Source organism: Zunongwangia sp. HGR-M22, assembly GCF_027594425.1.
Lineage (GTDB): Bacteria > Bacteroidota > Bacteroidia > Flavobacteriales > Flavobacteriaceae > Zunongwangia.
Window position 1 is genome coordinate 1,879,618 of record NZ_CP115159.1, and the last position, 20,527, is coordinate 1,900,144.

15 protein-coding genes and 1 pseudogene are annotated in these 20,527 nt (G+C 33.3%); 6 read left to right on the plus strand and 10 right to left on the minus strand.

Features of this window, described 5'->3' with window-relative positions:
- Positions 1 to 64: 64 nt before the first annotated feature.
- Positions 65 to 1,012: an aldo/keto reductase gene (locus tag PBT91_RS08155; protein WP_270061288.1), complete on the minus strand. Its 948-nt coding sequence runs from the start codon at positions 1,010 to 1,012 to the stop codon at positions 65 to 67.
- Positions 1,013 to 1,230: 218 nt separating this feature from the next.
- Here PBT91_RS08155 and PBT91_RS08160 point away from each other — a divergent pair, with 218 nt between their 5' ends.
- The gene (locus PBT91_RS08160) at positions 1,231 to 1,662 is read left to right on the plus strand and encodes a BRCT domain-containing protein (RefSeq protein ID WP_270061289.1); all 432 of its coding nucleotides are present in this window, start codon (positions 1,231 to 1,233) and stop codon (positions 1,660 to 1,662) included.
- 29 nt (positions 1,663 to 1,691) lie between these two features.
- A complete protein-coding gene (locus PBT91_RS08165; RefSeq protein WP_270061290.1) occupies positions 1,692 to 2,264 on the plus strand; it encodes a hypothetical protein in 573 nt (190 codons plus the stop codon).
- Between the two features lie 13 nt (positions 2,265 to 2,277).
- Here the strand turns inward: PBT91_RS08165 and PBT91_RS08170 are convergent, their stop codons facing one another.
- Both PBT91_RS08170 and PBT91_RS08175 read right to left on the minus strand, forming a co-directional pair.
- Positions 2,278 to 3,825, minus strand: a complete 1,548-nt coding sequence (locus PBT91_RS08170) for a PepSY-associated TM helix domain-containing protein (RefSeq protein ID WP_270061291.1) — start codon at positions 3,823 to 3,825, stop codon at positions 2,278 to 2,280.
- A gap of 1 nt (position 3,826) precedes the next feature.
- Positions 3,827 to 4,129, minus strand: coding sequence for a hypothetical protein (locus PBT91_RS08175; RefSeq protein WP_270061292.1), 303 nt, complete (start codon positions 4,127 to 4,129; stop codon positions 3,827 to 3,829).
- Between the two features lie 557 nt (positions 4,130 to 4,686).
- Here PBT91_RS08175 and PBT91_RS08180 point away from each other — a divergent pair.
- From PBT91_RS08180 to PBT91_RS08195, 4 genes are all read left to right on the plus strand, one after another.
- Positions 4,687 to 5,556, plus strand: coding sequence for an NAD(P)H-binding protein (locus PBT91_RS08180; protein WP_270061293.1), 870 nt, complete (start codon positions 4,687 to 4,689; stop codon positions 5,554 to 5,556).
- Between the two features lie 111 nt (positions 5,557 to 5,667).
- Entirely contained in the window at positions 5,668 to 7,089 is a 1,422-nt protein-coding gene (locus tag PBT91_RS08185) for a phytoene desaturase family protein (protein ID WP_270061294.1), read from the plus strand.
- 333 nt (positions 7,090 to 7,422) lie between these two features.
- Positions 7,423 to 11,919 (plus strand): ATP-binding cassette domain-containing protein, encoded by a 4,497-nt coding sequence (locus PBT91_RS08190; protein WP_270061295.1) that lies wholly within the window; start codon positions 7,423 to 7,425, stop codon positions 11,917 to 11,919.
- A 248-nt stretch (positions 11,920 to 12,167) separates the two neighbouring features.
- On the plus strand, positions 12,168 to 13,277 hold the full coding sequence (locus PBT91_RS08195; RefSeq protein ID WP_270061296.1) for a GAF domain-containing protein: 1,110 nt from the start codon (positions 12,168 to 12,170) through the stop codon (positions 13,275 to 13,277).
- Positions 13,278 to 13,830: 553 nt separating this feature from the next.
- On the opposite strand, the gene PBT91_RS08200 is transcribed toward PBT91_RS08195, so the two are convergent.
- The 7 genes and pseudogenes from PBT91_RS08200 to PBT91_RS08230 form a co-directional block, all read right to left on the minus strand.
- The gene (locus PBT91_RS08200) at positions 13,831 to 14,442 is read right to left on the minus strand and encodes a hypothetical protein (protein WP_270061297.1); all 612 of its coding nucleotides are present in this window, start codon (positions 14,440 to 14,442) and stop codon (positions 13,831 to 13,833) included.
- Between the two features lie 214 nt (positions 14,443 to 14,656).
- Positions 14,657 to 15,912 (minus strand): annotated as a pseudogene (locus PBT91_RS08205) (IS3 family transposase).
- An 88-nt stretch (positions 15,913 to 16,000) separates the two neighbouring features.
- The gene (locus PBT91_RS08210) at positions 16,001 to 16,531 is read right to left on the minus strand and encodes a hypothetical protein (protein WP_270061298.1); all 531 of its coding nucleotides are present in this window, start codon (positions 16,529 to 16,531) and stop codon (positions 16,001 to 16,003) included.
- 10 nt (positions 16,532 to 16,541) lie between these two features.
- Positions 16,542 to 17,429, minus strand: coding sequence for a hypothetical protein (locus PBT91_RS08215; RefSeq protein WP_270061299.1), 888 nt, complete (start codon positions 17,427 to 17,429; stop codon positions 16,542 to 16,544).
- An 80-nt stretch (positions 17,430 to 17,509) separates the two neighbouring features.
- A complete protein-coding gene (locus PBT91_RS08220) occupies positions 17,510 to 17,842 on the minus strand; it encodes a hypothetical protein (RefSeq protein WP_270061300.1) in 333 nt (110 codons plus the stop codon).
- A gap of 77 nt (positions 17,843 to 17,919) precedes the next feature.
- A complete protein-coding gene (locus tag PBT91_RS08225) occupies positions 17,920 to 18,699 on the minus strand; it encodes a M23 family metallopeptidase (protein ID WP_270061301.1) in 780 nt (259 codons plus the stop codon).
- A 150-nt stretch (positions 18,700 to 18,849) separates the two neighbouring features.
- Entirely contained in the window at positions 18,850 to 20,049 is a 1,200-nt protein-coding gene (locus PBT91_RS08230; RefSeq protein ID WP_270061302.1) for a site-specific integrase, read from the minus strand.
- Positions 20,050 to 20,527 lie beyond the last annotated feature (478 nt).

Genomic DNA, 20,527 nt, shown 5'->3' on the forward strand with positions numbered 1-20,527 from the left:
TGATAAAAGCCCCAATTTCGGGGCTTTTATTTTTATTGCTTTGTAATCTTTAATTTAATAATTATTAGGAACTGGCTTTATTCAGTTTATTCATATCCTCTTCAGTTAAATTTACTGAAGTAGCCTCTTCAAAAGCTTTTAGATGTGAAGATTTTGTAGCACTGGCAATAGCGGCGGTAATTCCAGGTCTGTTAATTATCCATGCTAAAGCCACGCCGGCGTTAGAAATTCCGTGTTCTTCAGAAACTTCGTCTAAAGATTTCAAAATATTCTTGCCACGATCGTCCAGATAGTTTTTTACAAAATCTTTTCTATTCTGCCCTTCAAGATCATCTTCGCTACGATACTTTCCGGTTAAAAATCCACTTGCTAAAGAAAAGTAAGTGGTAATGCTTACATTATTTTGCTGACATAATTCAAGAATATCGCCTTCAACCTTATCACGATTCATCAAATTATATTCTTGCTGAAATACTTGATATTTAGGTAGATTTTTATTTTTTGAAGCATTTAAAGAATCTCGTAATCGCGCCGGACTCAAATTTGAAGCTCCAATGTATTTTACGTGTCCTTTTTTAATTAGTTTTTGATAGGCTCCCAAAGTTTCTTCAACGGGTGTACGATCGTCGTCCCAGTGGGTATAGTACAAGTCGATATAATCGGTTTGTAATCTTTTCAAGGAATCTTGAGCTGCTTTTAGTATATATTCTTCAGAAATATCTTTTTGGCCTTGTCCCATATCAGAACCTACTTTGGTTGCCAGTGTAATTTTATCTCTAACGCCGCGATCTTTCATCCATTTACCAATGATTTTTTCAGATTCACCACCAGAATTGCCTTCTGCCCATCTAGAATATACATCTGCTGTATCTATACATGTATATCCTTTTTCAAGAAGCTCGTCGAGCATTGCGAAGGATTCCTTTTCATCTAAAGTCCAACCAAATACATTTCCTCCGAAGATAATTTTTGGCGTCACTAAATCTGTATTTCCTAAATTACTTAAGTTCATAATTTTTTAGACAAAATTAATTACTTCCTTAAAGCCATAAAAGTCGGTCTTAGCTTTTAAGTTATGATTAACGTACAGAAAATTTTATAGCATTTTAAGATCCCTAGATTTAATAACATATTCCTAAAATCGTTAAAACCTCTTTAAATTAATTTTTAAAGATTTAAAATCATGTAAGTTTGCTTCGAAATTATGTAGAAATTATCTAAAGCGAATTTATGATGGCTTCAATTTTACTAGCGATATATGTTTTAATTCTAATGGCGATACTTTTTATTGCTTGGAATTATTTCAATTCTTCTGAGGAAAATATAAAGCAACCAGTAAATAATGCGAAGCATAATAATTTTGAAGGTAAGAAAGTAGTTTTTGATGGTCATTTAGATAAGGATCGAGAATTCAGAATTAAAAATGAGCTTGAAACTAGTAATGCCATTATCGAAAATAAAATGACTGAAGATACTGATTTGTTAGTTACAGGAAAAAATCCTGATTGGTTGGTAGTAGATGAGGCTAAAAGTATAGGCGTTACGATAGTTAATGAAATGGACTGGCAAAATATAAATAAGGCTAAGCAACAAATTAAATTGAAACGTAATATAGTCTTAATACCGAAAAAAAAGCAAGCGGATTCTGCCGAAATTATTTAAATTTATGGCTCTTAATTAACAATTTCGATTTGAAAATTACTTTTATATTGATAAGTCTTTTTGTAAGCTTTCATTCCTCTTCCCAATGTTATGATTTAGGCCCAAAAAGGAAAAATAATGATTCTTATTTCTTTGCGGCGGTGGGAGCAGATCCTATTCCTGAGCAAAAATGGATAAATGTTGAAGATCCCGATTTTACGACAGATGGCTTAGATTTAGTTTTTAAGGCTGGTTATGGTACTAATAAATTATTGTTTATTCCCATTGAGTTAAATCTTTTTTACGAAAGATTTAGTGATGTGAACTATCAACAGTTTGGAATTGGTGGAAGTATATATACTGTTTTTCTTAACGATAAGATACAGGCCCTCGCAGGAGGGGATTTAGGATTGGTAAGTCGAGATTATCCATTTGATGAGGATCTTGATTCAGATCAATTTGTGAATCTGGCGATGGATCTAGAATTGAGGTACATTTTGAATACCAATTTTAGATTGGGTGTGCAATTTAATTTTGAAAAGAGAGATGATATTAAACCTCAATTTGAAGCTAGAAATTATTATGTAGGTAGCTCATACGTCTTTTTATACTACACTTTTTAATCTTTTTCTAAGGCTATACTGGCTTTTTCATTCTAATAAGAATACCAATACTTATCAAAGAAATTGCGATCCAGAATATATCTACAAATAGTATCGCAGTTTGATTTTCTTGATACATTATCCACAACCAGTTTCCAGAAGTTATTCCGTTTATGATAGGAACGAAAATTCCGAAGATGCTTCCAAGTAATAACGTATGTTTTGTTGTTAAGTAATTATTCTTTCTTAAACTGAAGAACAGCGTAAAAATTAACCAACCAATAAAAAATACGGCATAAAGGATAGATTGTCGATTAGTATCTAAACTTCTTGGTAAATATTTAGCCACAAGTATGCTTAAAGCGGTCATAGGGTATAGGCTCATACAAATTGAAATGTAGAAATAGCCTAATCCTCTATTAAACTTTCGCTTCTTTTCTGATATATGTTTTTTATCTCTCGCCTCCAGCCAGATTAAAACACCGCTTAGAATCACAAAGCATGTAATAATTGCTAAAACAAAATAGATTATTTTAAGAGATAGGCCGCCAAAATCTCCAAAATGAAGTTTTCTAATTGCTACTTCTACAACTTCAGCATACCCAGGATCTTCTGGATTTTTTTCTTCAGTAATAGTATTTGTCATTACATCGTACACTATCCTTCCGTGACCGAGAAAAGCTTTTTTAGAATTTAAAAGCCCGTCAATTTGAAACTTCATATTAGTACCACCATAGTTTTTGATATAAATCTGGGAAGGTTCAAAATCTGGCCATTTCTCGTTTGTTTTTTCAACAAAATCATTGAGGCTTGGTATCTCTTTAGTAGCCTCTGCTTTCCACTCATACGTCTTTTGCATGGGACGAAGCTCAGCTAAAGCCGCTTCTTGATCGCCATTATAAACATAATTAATAGGTAAAAGGACCAATGCCGATAAGCAAAGAAAACAACTTGTAATGGCGAACATAAACTGAAACGGTAATCCTATAACGCCTAAGGCCGTATGAGCATCTGTCCAAATAGTTTTCAGTTTTGTGGTAGGTCTAAAAATATAAAAATTAGAGACTATTTTTTTCCAATGAACTATGATTCCGCTTATAATCGCTAACAAGAAAAAGAAAGCGATTAAGCCAGCAATATAAATACCATAGATTGGAATTTGATGGAAAAAATGTAATCGATATATAAGTTCACCAATACTATAAAATTCGTAATAAGTGGATAATCTATATTTCCTAGTGTGTAGGTTGTAATAAGTAGCAATCTTGTCTTCGTCACTAGCGTTCTTTGCTTTAGAGCTGGTAAGCCCTACAAACATCTTCTGCTTAACGTCTGGAGGAATCATTCTTATATCTCTTCCGGTTAAGTGTAGGCCTTCGTTCTCTAAAGTTTGCATGGCGCGATCATAATCTATATTTGATGCGATTTCCATGTCAACGTTTTCACCTTTTTCCCATGCGGTAATTTCATCTTTAATCAGTGCAAAAGCTCCGCAAAAAAAAATGATAAATAAAGCAGCACTAATTATGATACCACTTATAGTATGTAAATGAAAAAATACGTTGTAATTTCTTTTTGCCATATTAGATTATCGGGTAGTATAGTTTACCAAAATAAACGCCAACATATAAAATAAGTGTAATTAGAAGATATATTCCCCATATTTTCCATCCATTTTCAAATAAATATGGTATGATAAATAAAAGCATCCAAAATAAAAATATGGTGAAAATTGATGTAATTAGGACTAATTTATGATCGGGAAGCCAAAAGGCTAACAAGACATGAAGCAATGCTGAAATTGCATAGCCACCAAAAAATCCTGCCGTTAACTTGGCAAATTTCTGATGAAAAGATTTAGTAAGATATTTTTTATTTGCTGGCATAATTAGAATAAAATTTCAGAAAATAAGCAGAAAATAAACAATAAGCTAAGTATAGCAAGATTTGGAGTTCTTAATGGCCTACCTAAGATCAATAAGCTAAGGATTAACGTCAAAATGCAAATAAAAATTAATAATCCGCTTACCAAGCCAAATACCTTATAAATGAGAAAATAAGATATTAAAAAAGATATAAGGCTAGTGATTTTTGATAACCAAACGCGATCTGCCATGCTTTTTTCAAATGTAACTTTTTCGATCTTTGTTTTTGGAGACAAATTGTAGTGACACCAGCATCCCAACAAACAAAAAACAATGGCTAGGCTTATCATGTTTATTTAGATTAAATCTATGTAGGCAAATATATACTGCTAAAATTAGCTTTCAAAAATTTTTTGGACTAAAATTTTGAACTAATTCTAGAGAAAATTTAATTCAAGTTTTTAAGAATAGATTTCGATACTTTTATAAATGATTTGGGAAGAATACTATAGACTGCATCGTTGCTTTGTATATCTTGTGTCGATTTTTAAGCGCACTTTCTTAGGAATCACTATAATATGGCAACAACAATTTTAATAGTGGGAGCTTCCGGAGAACTAGGAATGCAATTAGTAAAAGAATCTATAAAGAGAGGATTTATAGTAAGAGCACTTACACGCTCTGAGCAGGGGTTTGAAAAATTAAAAGAATATACCGATGATATTTGGCGTTTAGATGCCAGTTCAGAAAGAAATAAGCTTCATGACATTACAAGCGGTATTGATTACGTAGTTTCAGCCTTAGGTAAATCTATAAGCTTGTTCAATCCAACTCCAAATTCATTTTACGATAACGATTATAAAGCGAATAAAAACGTTATAAATGATGCCAAAAACCACAATGTAAAAAGGTTTTTTTATGTATCGATGAAGGGAGTCGATAGTGCTTCAGAGTTTACCATTCCCAGAATGCACAAAAAGGTTGAAGAAGAATTAGAAAAATCGGGTTTAGCCTATTCCATTATACGTCCGGTAGGTTTTTTTTCAGGCCTAAATGATTTAATTATTATGGCGAAACGAAAAATTATTCCGCTAATAGGTGATGGGCAGGCTAAAACTAATAGTATTTATCACGGGGATTTAGCAAAATATATAATGACAACTTTTTTAGATCTTCCTAAGCTTATGGAAATAGGTGGTCCATCTATTCATACGCGAGAGGAAATGGCAGAAATGATAAAGAAACACATTGGAGGTAAAATAATAAAAATGCCTACAGCACTTGCCAAGGTAGGTAGTGGATTTTCAGATTTAATTAGTAAAGATCAATTTGGGCACAAATTATCGTATTTTACTTATATCATGACTCATGATATGATTGCCGAAAAAAGAGGGTTTTTGAAGTTTGATGATTATTTACAGCGTGTAGATTTAAATAAGATTAAATAAATGACTTCGAAAAACTTACATGAGGCATTTATCAGAAAATAATATCTTATTTTGAGGTAAACCTGGAGGATTTAAATCTGGATTATCTAGTAAAGCAGAAAAAGAAACATTATGCAGGATTATGATGCTGTAATTATAGGAAGCGGCCCTAATGGTATAGCTGCTGCTATATATCTTCAGCAAAAGGGATTAAAAACACAATTAATAGAAGCCAAACCGCAACCTGGCGGAGCTACTAAAACTGGAGAATTAACCTTACCTGGCTTTCAGCACGATATAGGTGCTGCGGTATTACCCATGGCATATAGCTCGCCTTTTTTTGAACAATTACCATTAGAAAAATACGGGTTAAAATGGATATTTCCGGACATTCCTTTTGTTCAGACGCTTGAAAACGGTGATGCCGTAGCTTGTTATAAAGAGGTTGAAAAAACGGCAAAAGGTCTTGAAGAAGATGAAGTGGTATATACTAAATTGATGGGCACTTTAGTATCAGATTGGCCAAAAATAGCAAATGATATTTTAGGCCCGTTAGGCATTCCATCGCATCCTTTAAAATTTATTAATTTTGGTAGGTATGCATTGCTACCAGCAAAAACATTGGCCAATCATTATTTTAAAAATTCAAAAAGTAAATCGTTGTTTTACGGTGCAGCCGCACATTCTACATTACCGCTTACTAATTTAGCATCAGCATCTTTCGGATTGGTATTAACAATTATGGCGCACCAAAATGGATGGCCTTTTCCAGAGAAAGGAGTGTCATCTCTAATTAATGCTTTGCTAGCATATTATAAAGATTTGGGAGGAGAGCTGATTTTAAATAAAACTATCACCAGTTCTAAACAGCTTCCATCTTCAAAAATTCAGCTATTCGATCTTACGCCTAAACAGCTTTTAGACATTGAAGGTTTGAATTTTAGTAAAACTTACCGAAAGCGACTATCAAATTACAAGTACGGTTCTGGTGTGTTTAAAATAGATTGGGCTTTAGATGAACCTATTCCTTTTTTGAATGAAAAATGCAGAAGGGCAGGAACGATACATGTCGGATTTAGTCCTGAGGAAATAGAAATTTCAGAACATGTGATTTCCGAAGGAAAAATAGCCGAACATCCCTATGTTTTGCTGGTACAACCAACTGTTTTTGATTCAACAAGAACTCCAGAAAACAACCATACTGCCTGGGCGTATTGTCATGTTCCTAATGGAAGTAAGAAAGATTGTACCGAATTAATTGAACAGCAAATTGAAAAAGCAGCTCCGGGTTTTAAAAAAACGATTTTGAAACGTTCGGTTATGAATACTGAACAACTCGAATTGTTTAATCCTAATTTGGTAGGTGGCGATATTAATGGAGGCCGGCAAGATATCACTCAGCTTTTTACAAGACCTGTAGTAAAAATTTCTCCTTACAAAACCTCGAATGATTCCGTTTATATTTGCTCTTCTTCAACGCCACCCGGCGGAGGTGTTCATGGCATGGGTGGCGTAAATGCTGCTAAACAAGCACTAAAAGATCATTTTAAATGATTTTTTTAGCAGTACAATCTAAGCGCAAGCCCTATAAGTCGTTTATTAGAAATTCTTCTTCTGTAAAGGCGAGTCTCAAAACATTGAATTTCGATTATCGAATAAAATCAACGTGCAAATTCAGTGATTAATAACTTTACTAATAACTTGTTTTACGAGAATAAACTAAAGATACAAGAGATTTATATAAGCCTTTAAAATCTTTATATATTTGATTTTATCGAAGTCAATTACCTCAAGGAAATTCCATGAAGGATTTATCAAAGAATAATTTCAAATTTCGAGGTAAGTCTCAAACCAATTAAACTCGATTATCGAATAAATACCCCCTATATGCGCATACAAAACGCCTACCAAAATAATTTAAAAAATATATCTTTAGAAATACCTGAAAACCGATTAATCGTAATAACCGGTTTATCGGGTTCCGGAAAATCTTCATTAGCAATGGATGTTATTGGTAACGAAGGCTACCGGTATTTTTTAGAAAGTTTACCGGCGTATAATCAACAAAACGCAGCGGCAATTCCCACCGCTGAGGTAGATCGTATAGAGGAACTTCTACCGGTGATTAAAGTGGAACAATCAAAACGATTTCAGTCGCTTAACGCAACTTTCGGAACACTTTCAGAATTAACCCCAATTTTCAGGATTTTATTCGCTCGTTATTCCGCAGCAGAAAAAATGAGCAAATCGCTATTTTCTTTTAATCATCCAGAAGGTGCCTGTGAATATTGTCGTGGTATAGGTGAAGCGGAGTATATCGATTTAAATAAATTAATTGGAGATGAGACGAAAACACTGCGGGAAGGCGCTATTGTAACTACATTGCCGGGTGGTTATATTGTGTATTCGCAAATTACGGTTGAAGAACTGAATAAAGTTTGTAACGCACATGGGTTTAGCGTTGATATCCCGTGGAAAGATTTAAGTGCCGAACAACAAGATGTTATTTTAAACGGGAGCGATCGTATTCAGGTTTATTATGGGAAACATAGTTTAGAATCCCGCCTGCGTTGGGAAGGTTTTAAAGCGAAACCTCGTGAAATAGGCTATTACAAAGGAATGCTTCCTATCATGAATAACATACTTCGGTTAGATCGGAATAAAAGTATTTTACGTTTTGTAAGCTCTAAAGTTTGCCCAAGTTGTCATGGCGCTAGAATAAAAGCAGCACATCTAAAATTTAAATGGAAAGGTTTAAATTTTCAAGAATGGATGGATTTGCCGCTGCAGGAACTGTATGATAGGTTGAAAGATCTAAAATTAAACGGAGGAGAAAAAGTATTAGTCGAAAAATTAGGTACGCAACTGCAGGATTTAATTCGATTAGGAATGGATCATTACCAGTTAAGCACACCGAGTACGGAAATTTCTTCGGGAGATGGCCAGCGGATTAAACTGATAAAACAGGTAAACAGTAGTTTGCAAGGCATTTTGTATGTTTTTGATGAACCTTCTATCGGTTTGTCACCAGTCTATCAAAAGCATTTGTATCATATTTTGCGCCGATTAATTAGTCGTGCGAATACGGTGATGGTGGTGGAACATGATTTGAATTTGATAAAAAAATCGGACTGGATTGTGGAATTAGGGCCAAAAGCCGGAATTGAAGGAGGAGAAATTATCTTCAATGGTTCTACCGAACAATTTTTTCAATCTATCCCTACAGCAAGCCCTACTTTAGGAGTTTTGAAAAACCAATCAACTGAAGCAAAATCTAGCCAGGAAGTTATTGATGAAGCTCAATTTCAACCTAAAAAAAACGGATTATCTGTAATTAGTAGAAAAACGAAAACAATTGTACAGCATTTACAAACGTATTGCGATAATGAAGCTTTAAAGCTACAAACGGTATCTGATCAACCTATCGGGAAAACACCACGAAGTAACCCGGCTACGTATACTGGAATTGCAGATAAAATACGCGATATATTAGCGAAAACTACAGAAGCAAAATCGTTACAACTCACTAAAAGTTCTTTTTCATTCAACAATAAAGCAGGACGTTGTGAGCGTTGCGAAGGCGCGGGTGTTATTACCTTATCGATGAGTGTAATGGGAGCGATCAATCAAACTTGCCCAACTTGTAATGGTAAACGGTTTAAACCTGAAGTTCTGAAAGTAACCTGGCATCAAAAAAACATTGCTGAAATTTATAATTTGAGTATTTCAGAAGGCTACAGTTTTTTTAAAGAAGAAAAAAAATTAGCTGAGGTATTATCGTTAATGATAAGTTTAGGATTAGGTTATATTAAATTGGGGCAACCCTCTAATACGCTATCGGGGGGTGAAGCCCAACGAATTAAATTGACCAAGCATTTTTCAAAAACCGCTAAAAATACCATGTTGCTGCTAGAAGAGCCCAGCATTGGTTTGCATCAGTTAAACGTACAGCAATTGTTAGATGCTTTACATCAATTAAAGAAACAAACAGCCGGAATTGTATGTTTCGAGAATCATGAATTATTTCAGTTAACTAGTGATGTTTGGGTTGCTAATTCCGAAGAAATTCAAGAGAAAGAAGCAGTGATTCCAGAAAAAGAAGAAACAACAACTATTGCTATCCAAGGAGCCAGAACCCATGCGTTAAAAGATATTAGCATTAATCTACCAAAAGAAAAATTAAGCGTAGTAACCGGGATTTCGGGTTCTGGAAAATCTTCTTTAGTGATTGATACCTTACATGGCTATGGCTTACAGGAGATGAGCAAACAATTTTCGAGCTATCAGCAAAATCGAGTAGGGGTTAATTATCAATTTGAAGTTTCTCATATTAACGGATTAACGCCAAGTATTTGTATTACGCGTAAAGAAAAGAATTTTTCAGACCGATCAGACATTGCCAAGCAAACCGATATTGATAAAAGTTTGCGTTTCGCATTTTCTCGTAAAGCACAATACCAAGGTAAAGAATGGTCGGCGAGTCATTTTTCTAATAATCATGAATTAGGAAAATGCCCTGTTTGCGACGGAATTGGGGAAGAACTTCTTCCAGATCTATCTAAAATTGTGAGAGATGACAATTTAAGTATCACCGAAGGAGTATTTGAGCATAACAAAGCTTTGTACTATTACGGTCAAGCAGGAGGGCAGTATATGGCAATTGTTGATGAAATTGGAAAAGAGTACGGATTCAATTTACAAACTCCTTTTAAAGATTTAAATGCAGCCCAAAAAGCCATCATTTTTAAAGGAATACCTGATAAAGAATGGGAAGCCCAATGGCATTTTAAAACAAAATCTCGCGAAGGTACACAGCAGGTAAAAATGCTTTGGAAAGGGCTGTTTACGTATTTAATGGATGAATATTTTCTGACTCGAAAAAATAAAAACATTCATCATTTACGCGCTTTATTGTCGACCGCCACTTGTAGCCATTGTGAAGGTAGTGGTTTAAAACCTGAGCGTTTAGAAATCAAGTTAGATCAAAAATCCATCTTTGAAATAAAGAAGATGGATTTTAATGAATTTGAAAAATGGATTAAAACTGCTCAGCCGAATGATGAAATTGATAGGCAATTGATCGAGAAACTTCAAGAACATCTTATCCATACCTTAGAGCGAGCAAGACAGCTGCATATCGATCATTTACAGCTTAATCGAAAATCGAAAACGCTTAGTGGCGGAGAGCAACAACGAATTGCGCTAATCAAACAACTTAATAGTCCGCTAAAAGGAATTACGTATTTATTAGATGAACCTTCTGCCGGATTATCAGAACAAAACATTCCGGATTTAATTAATCTGCTTAATGGTTTAGTCGCAAAAGGGAATACGGTTATCGTAATCGAACATCATAAAGATTTAGTTTTAGCCGCCGATCATTTAGTGAAAATTGGCCCGGGTGCGGGTATACATGGAGGCGATATAACTTTTGAAGGTAGCCCAAAATCCTTTTTAGAAACTGCTGAATGTCATCCGTATTTAAAAGCATCAAAAAAAAGTTTACAATTTCGTTCTTCTAAATCAAGAATTTCAATTCAGCAATTAAAAAAGCATACGCTGGAAAAAGATTCGTTAAATATTCCAGTTGGCGGAATTACTGCTATAACAGGAAAATCCGGAATTGGAAAAACCACATTAGTACAGGATATTTTAATTCCGAGTATTGTGCAAAGTACACCGGTAAATTGCAAAACAATTGATTCTGCAAAATCTTATAAGAGTGCGCAATATTTTGAGCCTAAAAAGCTACACGCTCATAATGCAACATTAATCGTTTCCTACCTGGATATTTTAAAAGTAATCAGTACGCTTTTTGCTAAAGAAAGCGGATTGAAACCGAAAGATTTTTCGTATAAAACAAATACGAGTCAGTGCCCTAATTGTAAAGGAACAGGATATGTAGAAACCAGTTTAGATGTGGCTGCTAATTACATTGAAACCTGCGATGTTTGCGACGGAAAGCGTTACCAAGATCATATCTTAAAACATACCTTATATTTGAAAACTATAGCTGAGGTTTTAGCAATGACTATTGCTGAAGCCAAAAACTGGTTAGAAACTGCAAATGCTTCAGAAAAAACACTGTATGTATTAGAAGAATTAACAGCAATTGGCTTAGCCCATTTACGATTAGAACAACCTGTTAAATCCTTATCATCTGGAGAAAAACAGCGATTATTATTGTTCAATTGGTTTCAAAACAAAACCGAAAATGAATTGCTGATTTTAGATGAACCCAGCATCGGTTTGCATTATGCCGATATTGATTTGCTATTTGCCATGCTTTCCAAACTCAGCCAAAAAAATGATTTATTGGTGATTGATCATAACCAATATTTGTTACAGAAAATTGGAGTGGGGGTGGAGTTGAAAAATGAATGATGACTTCAGAATTCTTTTGAAGTTAGTTTATTCTTCAACTGATAAATAGTGAATAGCAAAAGTAAATATTACCTTTTCTATAAATTACGCAATTACACTTAATTTAAATTAAACACGAAAGTTCAATAATAGTTCGATTTTATAAATTCATACGAACTGAAAATGATCCTTTTCTAAAAAGTTCACGATTTTTTTATATTTTGGAAATTTCATAGAGTTTGTAGAAATAAGCTTATAATATTTTTGCTATGGATGAATTTGCTCGCCTTAAAGATTTGGAAAGTTATGACATTTTGGGGACAGATCCCGAAAAACAATTTGACGAAATTACCCATTTGGCTTCCGTAATTTGTAACACTCCCATTTCTCTTATTAGTCTTGTAGATAAAGATCGCCAGTGGTTTAAATCTGTTTACGGCATCGATCTTAAGGAAACTCCGAAAGAGGATGGCTTTTGCCATTATTTGCTAGATGGAATATCTCCGCTATTTGAAGTTGAAAATGCAGTTGAAGATTCACGCTTTAAAAACAGTCCATTAGTAGAAAATTTTCCGCATATCGGTTTTTATGCAGGAGCTCCTATAAAAAGTTCTTCAGGACATGTTCTTGGTGCTTTATGCGTTATAGATCAAAAGCCAAATAAATTAAATAATAACCAGAAGAAAGCATTGGAGATTTTAGCGAAGAAGACAACTGACTATTTAAATATAAGAAAAGCTCTAATTAATCAAAGAAGATCTATTGAATTTAGCGCTATTAGGTTAAAGGAAATACTAGATAATACGCCTGGTGTAATATTTCAATTTACAATTAATAAGGATTTTGAGATCAACTTTGATTTTATTAGTAAGGGAATTAGAGAGGTACATACCGATCTTAGTTTAGAACAAATGAAAAAAGAACCTAAGATCTTTTTAAATTATATTCATCCGGAAGATGTTGTGGAATTTAGAAAAAGTATGAGAAAATCTGCATCTAATTTAAGTTCTTATAAATTTAATTTTCGTGTGGTTTCTAATTCGGAAAAAATAAAATGGTATAAGCTGCGTGCCACACCAAAAAAAATCGAAGGAGGAAAGATGGCTTGGTTTGGTACGTTGACAAATATTTCAGGGATTATGGAGTATGAAACTATTCTAGAACAGATAACTTATGATATTTCTCACGTGATTAGAAAACCGCTAACAACTTTACTTGGTTTGAATGAGCATTTAAAAAATAATTCTAAATTAACCGAGGATGATCTGAGAGAATATGCTGATATGTTTAACATAGTTATTGATGAACTTGATATTTTTACTAGAAAAATAGATCAATTTTATCAATTAAAAGTGGTAGATCATCAAAACCGCATTTGAAATTAAATGATACTCCAAGAATTAAACATGTATTTTACTTGAGATTTTAAAGATAGATTCCTTAGTCCCATTTAATGATCGGTTTAATATATGCGTTTAGAGGTTTTTTAAAAGGTCATGATTTAAGTCTGGGTAGGTCTCAAATTCTTAGAAATTAAATTAAAAATCTGCCAAGAGGATTTTGACTAGTGCACAAAATTTTTCGCGAAAACTTTCTGTTTATAGGTCTTCCAAGAATGTTGGTGTTAAGAAAGACATTATTCGTAGGCTATCCTAATATAGTTTATTACGAAGGAGCTCCAATAAAAAGTTCTTCCGACAATATTCTCGGCGCTCTTTACGATATTGATCAAAAAGTCAACAGTCTAAAAAGAATTAAAAAGAGTCTTTAAAAATTTCAGGATAAAAAGCTACGAAATATTTTAATACAAGAAAAATCTTTAATCCTTAAAATAATAAACATGAAATTCGAATAGAAAAGCCGCTTAGATTATATCATAGCGGCTTTTCAATACTTATAAATTCGTTTTAATAAGTTCTTATTTTAGAATGGTCAATAATTGACAGGCCTATAATCAGGATCAATTATTTTTGAAAATACTGCGATAAGACTAACATTCTTCCATACTTCTTTCTCTTCATCATAAAATTTTTGATCCATCTTCATTTCAAGAGTGTTCGAATCCAAAAATTTAAATGAGGTGTACCTGGGAAATGCTGCCGCATACTCAGGTCTATCTATGTCATTTGGAGCTTTCTGGACCTCAAAAGATACTACCTGATCATCCTTAATTTTCAGATATTTTGAGGTACCTTCAGAACCAAATCTCATGAATAAATATGGTAAATTAGGTCTGAATGTATCAAAAGGCATCCCATTAGTTAATACCCATAATACATCAGCTCCTTGACTAGATGAGCGAATTGATATATGATGCTCCCCCATCATATTCATGTCGTTCTCGAACCAGGCTTTATCTAGTTCTTTAAGAAAATCAAATTCAGCATTACCATCTTGATTGATATCCATTGCTACATCTGAAGTGAACGAGGTCACTTTGTAATACCCCAGATAAGAGGATACCCTTGATTCTACCTCTTCCTTTTCACAAGCAACAATGCCGACCATGAAAAATACCACAATTCCTTTTAATACGCTTCGCATAACTAGTTTTTAGAATTCTACCTGAACAGGTCTTAGTTCAAAAGCAACCCCAGCTGTTTCAATTAATCTAGGATAAAATTTATTACTACAATTATCAAAATTAAGCAATCTATCTTCAAATTAAACCACTTTTTCTCCCAGATAATCTCTGTCCAATTTATATTTGACCTCTTTTGTGGACTTGCAATAAAAAACAGGACTTTAAGTTGAGTGACTATGCTGCTAGTTTTTGATTATACATATCTATTTCAAATTCTTTAATGGTTCTGTTGCCTAAATAAGAATGTCTTCTTCTGGTATTGTACCAGGTTTCTATCCACTGAAAGATAGATAACTCTGCCTGTGATCTAAGCTTGTACTTATGCCAATATACCCACTCTACTTTTAGAGATTTAAAAAAGGATTCCGCCACGGCATTGTCCCAGCAGTTTCCTTTCCGACTCATAGATTGTTTTACCAGGCCATTATAGCTTTTAAGTAGATTAGTAAATCTTTGGCTGGCATACTGAATACCTTGGTCTGAATGGAATATCAAAGGTTGTGTGAGTGTGGTATTTTTAATAGCCATCTGCCAAGCTTTTATAATAGTATCTTCGGTATTTAGGGTATCACTTAAAGACCATCCTATAACTTTTCTGTTAAATAGATCAATGATCACTGTTAGGTAACTCCAACCTTGTTTGGTTTGAACATAAGTAATATCGCTTACCCATACTTGATTAGCCCTAGCTACATTAAAGCATTGGTTCAACAAGTTTGGAGCTGTGGGGTATTTATGATTACTATTAGTGGTCGTCTTAAACTTACGTTTCCTCTTTGCGTATAAATAGTTTGCCTTCATTATGCGAGCTATCCGTGGCTTTGATACCTTAAAACCTAAAGCTTCCAGTTCCGCTTTTATTCTTGGGGATCCATAGCTTTGGTAACTATCTTCAAAAATATCTTTGATTAATGAAGAGAGCTTCTGATTATCTTTCCAGAGGTTGCTGGGACCAGATTTCAACCAGTGGTAATAACCACTTTTACTTACTGCTAACATAGTGCACATCTTACGGGCAGGAAATTTCATACGATGCTGTTTTATGAACCTGTATTTTTCTTGTCGCTCGCGGAAATGCGAAGCATTCACGAATACCTTAATCTAAAATAATAAATAGTGAGCTAAAAGATGCCAATCGCCTTTTTTAAGATATCACGTTCTAATTCAGTCTCTTTAAGCTGTTTTCTTAAACGAGCTATCTCTTTTTGTTCATCAGTCATTTTAGGATTGCCACGGCCGGGAAAACTATTCTTGCCATAATTATTTTGCTCCTTACGCCACCGGTAAAGAACAGCAGGTAATATATCTAAGTCTTCACAAACCTGTGCTACATTGCCTTTGGCATAACTTAGTTCTACTGCTTTTTGCTTAAACTCTAAGGTGTAATATTTGGCTTTACGTCTCATAATTGCTAAGTTAACAACTTGCAATAATATTCATTCAACTCTATGTCCAGTCTAATGTAGTAATTCCATCTTTAATACTAAGAGATTAAATTAATATAGTTATTTGAAGATTTCAGTCTATAGAATAACTGTAGTCAGCTTTTAATTTTAATTTATATTTTGAATGCAGCTGAACTTTTTCGTTAAATCCTTCGATTTTACCTGATAACTTTTCAATGTTAGATTTTCTAGCTAATAATTCGAAGAAATATTTCCTTTTGCTACTATCTATTTTAGATGTAGGAAAATAATATAAAATAATTTTATCATTTATAATGTTATATTTTGATGGAAGAAGTCTATATGTATCTTTTCGATCTTCAAATGAAAGATACTCATCTGAAATACCAAATGTGTACATTATCTCGTCGTATTTTGCCTCACTATTGAAATAAAGTAAGGTAACATTTAAATATCCTCTTTCATTAAAATCGAATTCGGTATCATTTTCATTATCTTTTATCTCTTTGATTATATCCATTACTCCTGTTAACAATATATCATTAAATTTTTCATCATTTAAAATTTCAGAATTTTCCTGACAAAAGATATTCATATTGAATGAAAATAGTATACAAGTAAAAATTAAAATGTAAATTCTCATATTTTCTGTTTTAATAATCTACGTCATCACAGGTACTATCTATAGATCCAGAATATGTGGAGGTCGGATTCCTACTATATTTAGAATATTTCCCAACCTTATTGCAGCCTATGACGTAATAATTTAATAAATCATATGTATCAGCTAAAGCTACATCATCTTCACTAATTGCCCCTCCAGTAACACCATCTGAGCCATCATTTAAACATTCTTGATGTGTGTGTATGAAACTATTGATTGGGATAAAATACCTACCCTGGCTAACAATTTGTCCCGAATATGTTCTATTTGGAGCCCCCTCACTCGTCGGATATTGATAATATGTCTGACCATTACTCTCTATCAAACCGGCCACCTCAGCACTAGTCGCATCACCTTCAGCTATAATTAAAACAGCTCCATCAGAAGTAATTACTCCTACAAACTCATTTCCACTTGTTACGCTGTTATTCCAAAGAGCTACTAACCCATCGCATTTATTATCATATTCCTCTGTTGGTTTTGGTCCAACGAAGGCCACTTCATCTTCAATTTCATGTAAGCAGCCGTGAACAGTATCATAACAATCTTGATAATCACTTGATGACGAACCAGTTGATTGGTATGTTCCACCTCCGCCACCGCCACCTCCGAGGTCAGGATAATATCTTGTATTACATACTTCTTCTGTAGTACTTCCTAAATATTGTGTATGAGTATATTCCGTGGAACCATCCATGTAAACTTTATACCAATCTTTATAATGATATGTTGTAATATACTGACAATCTTCTTCCATCCTTTTAGAGTTAGATGTTTGTTTTTGTAAGTTTATTAAATCATAATCAAATTTATCATCAAGTTCTTTATTTCCTGACTGATATTTGTTTGCAAAAACTATTTCAGCTTGCTTATTCATTAAATGTACGTATCCAGAGAAATTTGAATTATTTACAAATGAAAATTTAGTTTTGGAATTATTTTCCTGAAATATTCTAGCTATAAAAATTTGGTATTTATTGGATTCTCATCAAGCAAAGCAATTAGTTTATAATTCTGGATGTAATTCCTATTGTCTCCTCTCTTTTTCGAAGTATATAAATCGTATTCGATAATTTCAGATTCTAACAAATCAGAATAATAAATATCCGAGCCTTCGCCTATTGAGTGATTAGTAGGTATTACCTTTTCAAAATCTTTAGGTGAATAATAATTCAAAACCAAGTTTGCAGTTGATTCTTCCATTTCGATGCTTGAAATATCTTCATTCTGGCAGCTTATGAAGATAAATAAATAAAACAATGTAAAAATCTGATAGGTTAGTTTTTTCATTTTAATATATATTTAAGTTAAACACTAAAGTTAAACTGCTGAATAATATTAAAATACAGGAAAAACACCCCTTTTTTTTAGAAATTATACTTTTCTTCTTTCAAATTATGAAATTTAGTTGGAATGGTTATTCGCTTATAAATTTTCTGAAGATAAACCACAAAATGTAAATGAGGTTCGGAACTCCAACCAGTATTACCACTAAAACCGATAATTTGACCTGTTACAATTTTATCTCCTTCTTTCACTAAACTTCCTTTATGTCGAATGTGTAAATAATCAGCGTAAGTTCCATCATTATGCATTATCGTAATTAGGTTGTTAAAATTTTCACATTCAATCTTTGCGCAGTTTCTATTAAATTTTTCTATCACTTTAATTACTATTCCTCCTCTTGCAGCAAATATTTCAGTGCCCAATGGCATTTTAAAGTCGATAGCGTATTTATTGTTTTCTGTAAAGTGTGAAAATGATCCTTTGTAGCCTTGTAAAATTTTATATTTTTTATCTTTAGAGTACGGCAGATTATAAACATAAAGACTATCATATTCTTTGATATTAATATCTCCATACATATAGTCTACGTTGTAACTAAATCGAGATGGAATTCTTTTATTTTTTTTTTGAAGTTTTAAGATTTTCTGTCTTCGTTTTCTAGGTGAAAGTACAATAGTGTCCTTACCAGACTTTGTATAATTTGCAAAACTTACATCAACATACAAACTCACTGGGGTATAATTCATATTATCAGCATATAAGATCATTTCATCACGTTGATTTTTCTCATGATAAACTTTAATATCCTGTGAACTGACTATCTCGGTAAATATTAGAATAATAAAACAAAATTTTTTCATCTACTACTGATTATTTGGCACTATAAATTAACCTAATCTAAAACACCACTATAAATACACTTCCTCTTATAACTACTAATTATATGCTCTTATTCTAAATTATTAGTATAATATGAAAAAATGAAGAAATTCTAAACTTTAAAATCAAATTTACAACTTCCCTCTCAACTTATCCATATCATTAGAAATTTTAGAATCGATCACGCGTGCATAAATTTGGGTCGTGGATAGTTTAGTATGCCCTAAAAGCTTGGAGACCGTTTCTATGGGCACACCATTAGCTAAGGTTACCGTTGTAGCAAAGGTATGACGAGCCGCATGAAAACTAAGCTGTTTATTGATCTTAACGGCTTTGGTAATCTCTCTCAAGTATTGATTTGTTTTTTGGTTGGAATACACCGGAAGCAAGATATCACTATTACTTACACGTGGATGCTCTTTGTATTTTTCTAAGATGCGTTCTGCTTCTTCCAGAAGTGGGATTCTAAGTAGTGTGTTTGTTTTCATTCGCCTTGTATAAATCCATTTTTTCCCATCAATACCAATTTGAATATGCTTTTTCTTTAATTCCAATACATCACCATAAGGCAATCCGGTATAGCAGCAAAACACAAAAATATCACGGTTAATGCTAAGGGGAGCACGTTTGAACTTCTTTTCCTTGATCTTTTCTAATTCTGCTTTCGATAAATACACCATATCGACATGATGAAACCGAAGCTTAAACCTTTTGGTCGGGTTCTTTTCAATCCAATCCAGATCTTCAGCAAGTCGCATAAGCTTTTTAAAACGCTCCATGTGTTTCATGACGCCATTGTTGCTTAAGGATGGTAAATCACGCAGAAATCGCTCGAAACCTAGTGTAAATTGGTAATCGATCTGTTTGAGATAAATGTCCGAGATGTTTCGTTTTTCTTTCAGATAGTTTTTAAGATAAGTTTCTGTAGTCGTATAATTTTTTAATGTTCCATATTTTAAAACACCTTTCATTTTAGTGGAGTGGTAGTCCAGTAATTGGGTTAAGGTGTAATGTTTTTTATCAATGCCCAGGTATCGTGACTTAACCGCACTGGCAGTGATCACCTGTTCCTCTTTTTGCAAGCTGTCATAAGCCTTATATAAAAGTGCCTTGGTATCGTCTATCTTTTTATTGAGTTGTTGGCTTTCCATACTGCTACCATTTAGCTTGCAGGCTGATTGGTTCCAACGGCTTACTTCCAAGCTACGTTTTAAGCTCATTTCAATATAAATGCCGTTAACTGATATTCGGGCATAAAGGAGGGCTTCTTCCGGCTTGTTTTTTTTCTTGCGGATGAAAAAAGAAATCATAAATGTTTGAGTGGTACGCATCGTTTTGTTTTTTAAATGAAACAATAATTAAGGGTTGAAAGCCAAAACGATCAATATGTACTAAGGGTCATGGGGGCTAATCAAGATACAAAAAATAAACTCACGATTAACTCACGAAAATGACCAAAACTCACGAATAACTCACATTATAGCTGGTGCAGTTTGGTTGAATTTAACGCATTAAAAAAGGGTAACTGCATGAAAACCATATAATTACCCTTAATTAACCAAAATTTGGTAGTTTAAAAAGTCGGGGTGGCAGGAAATCTAAACCACAATTTTTGGTAGGATTTACGCCACTTTATCGTCGAATTTCAGTAAGCATTCACCGAATCATTCATTAATTACAAAAGAGCCTAAATAGCAACGAAATTTAAGTGTCTATTTAATCAAATATAATAAATTGCAACGTTTTAAACTATTGTGATCTGAGATTTTCAAAAATAATTTGTATAAAAAATACCATATATCCTATTCA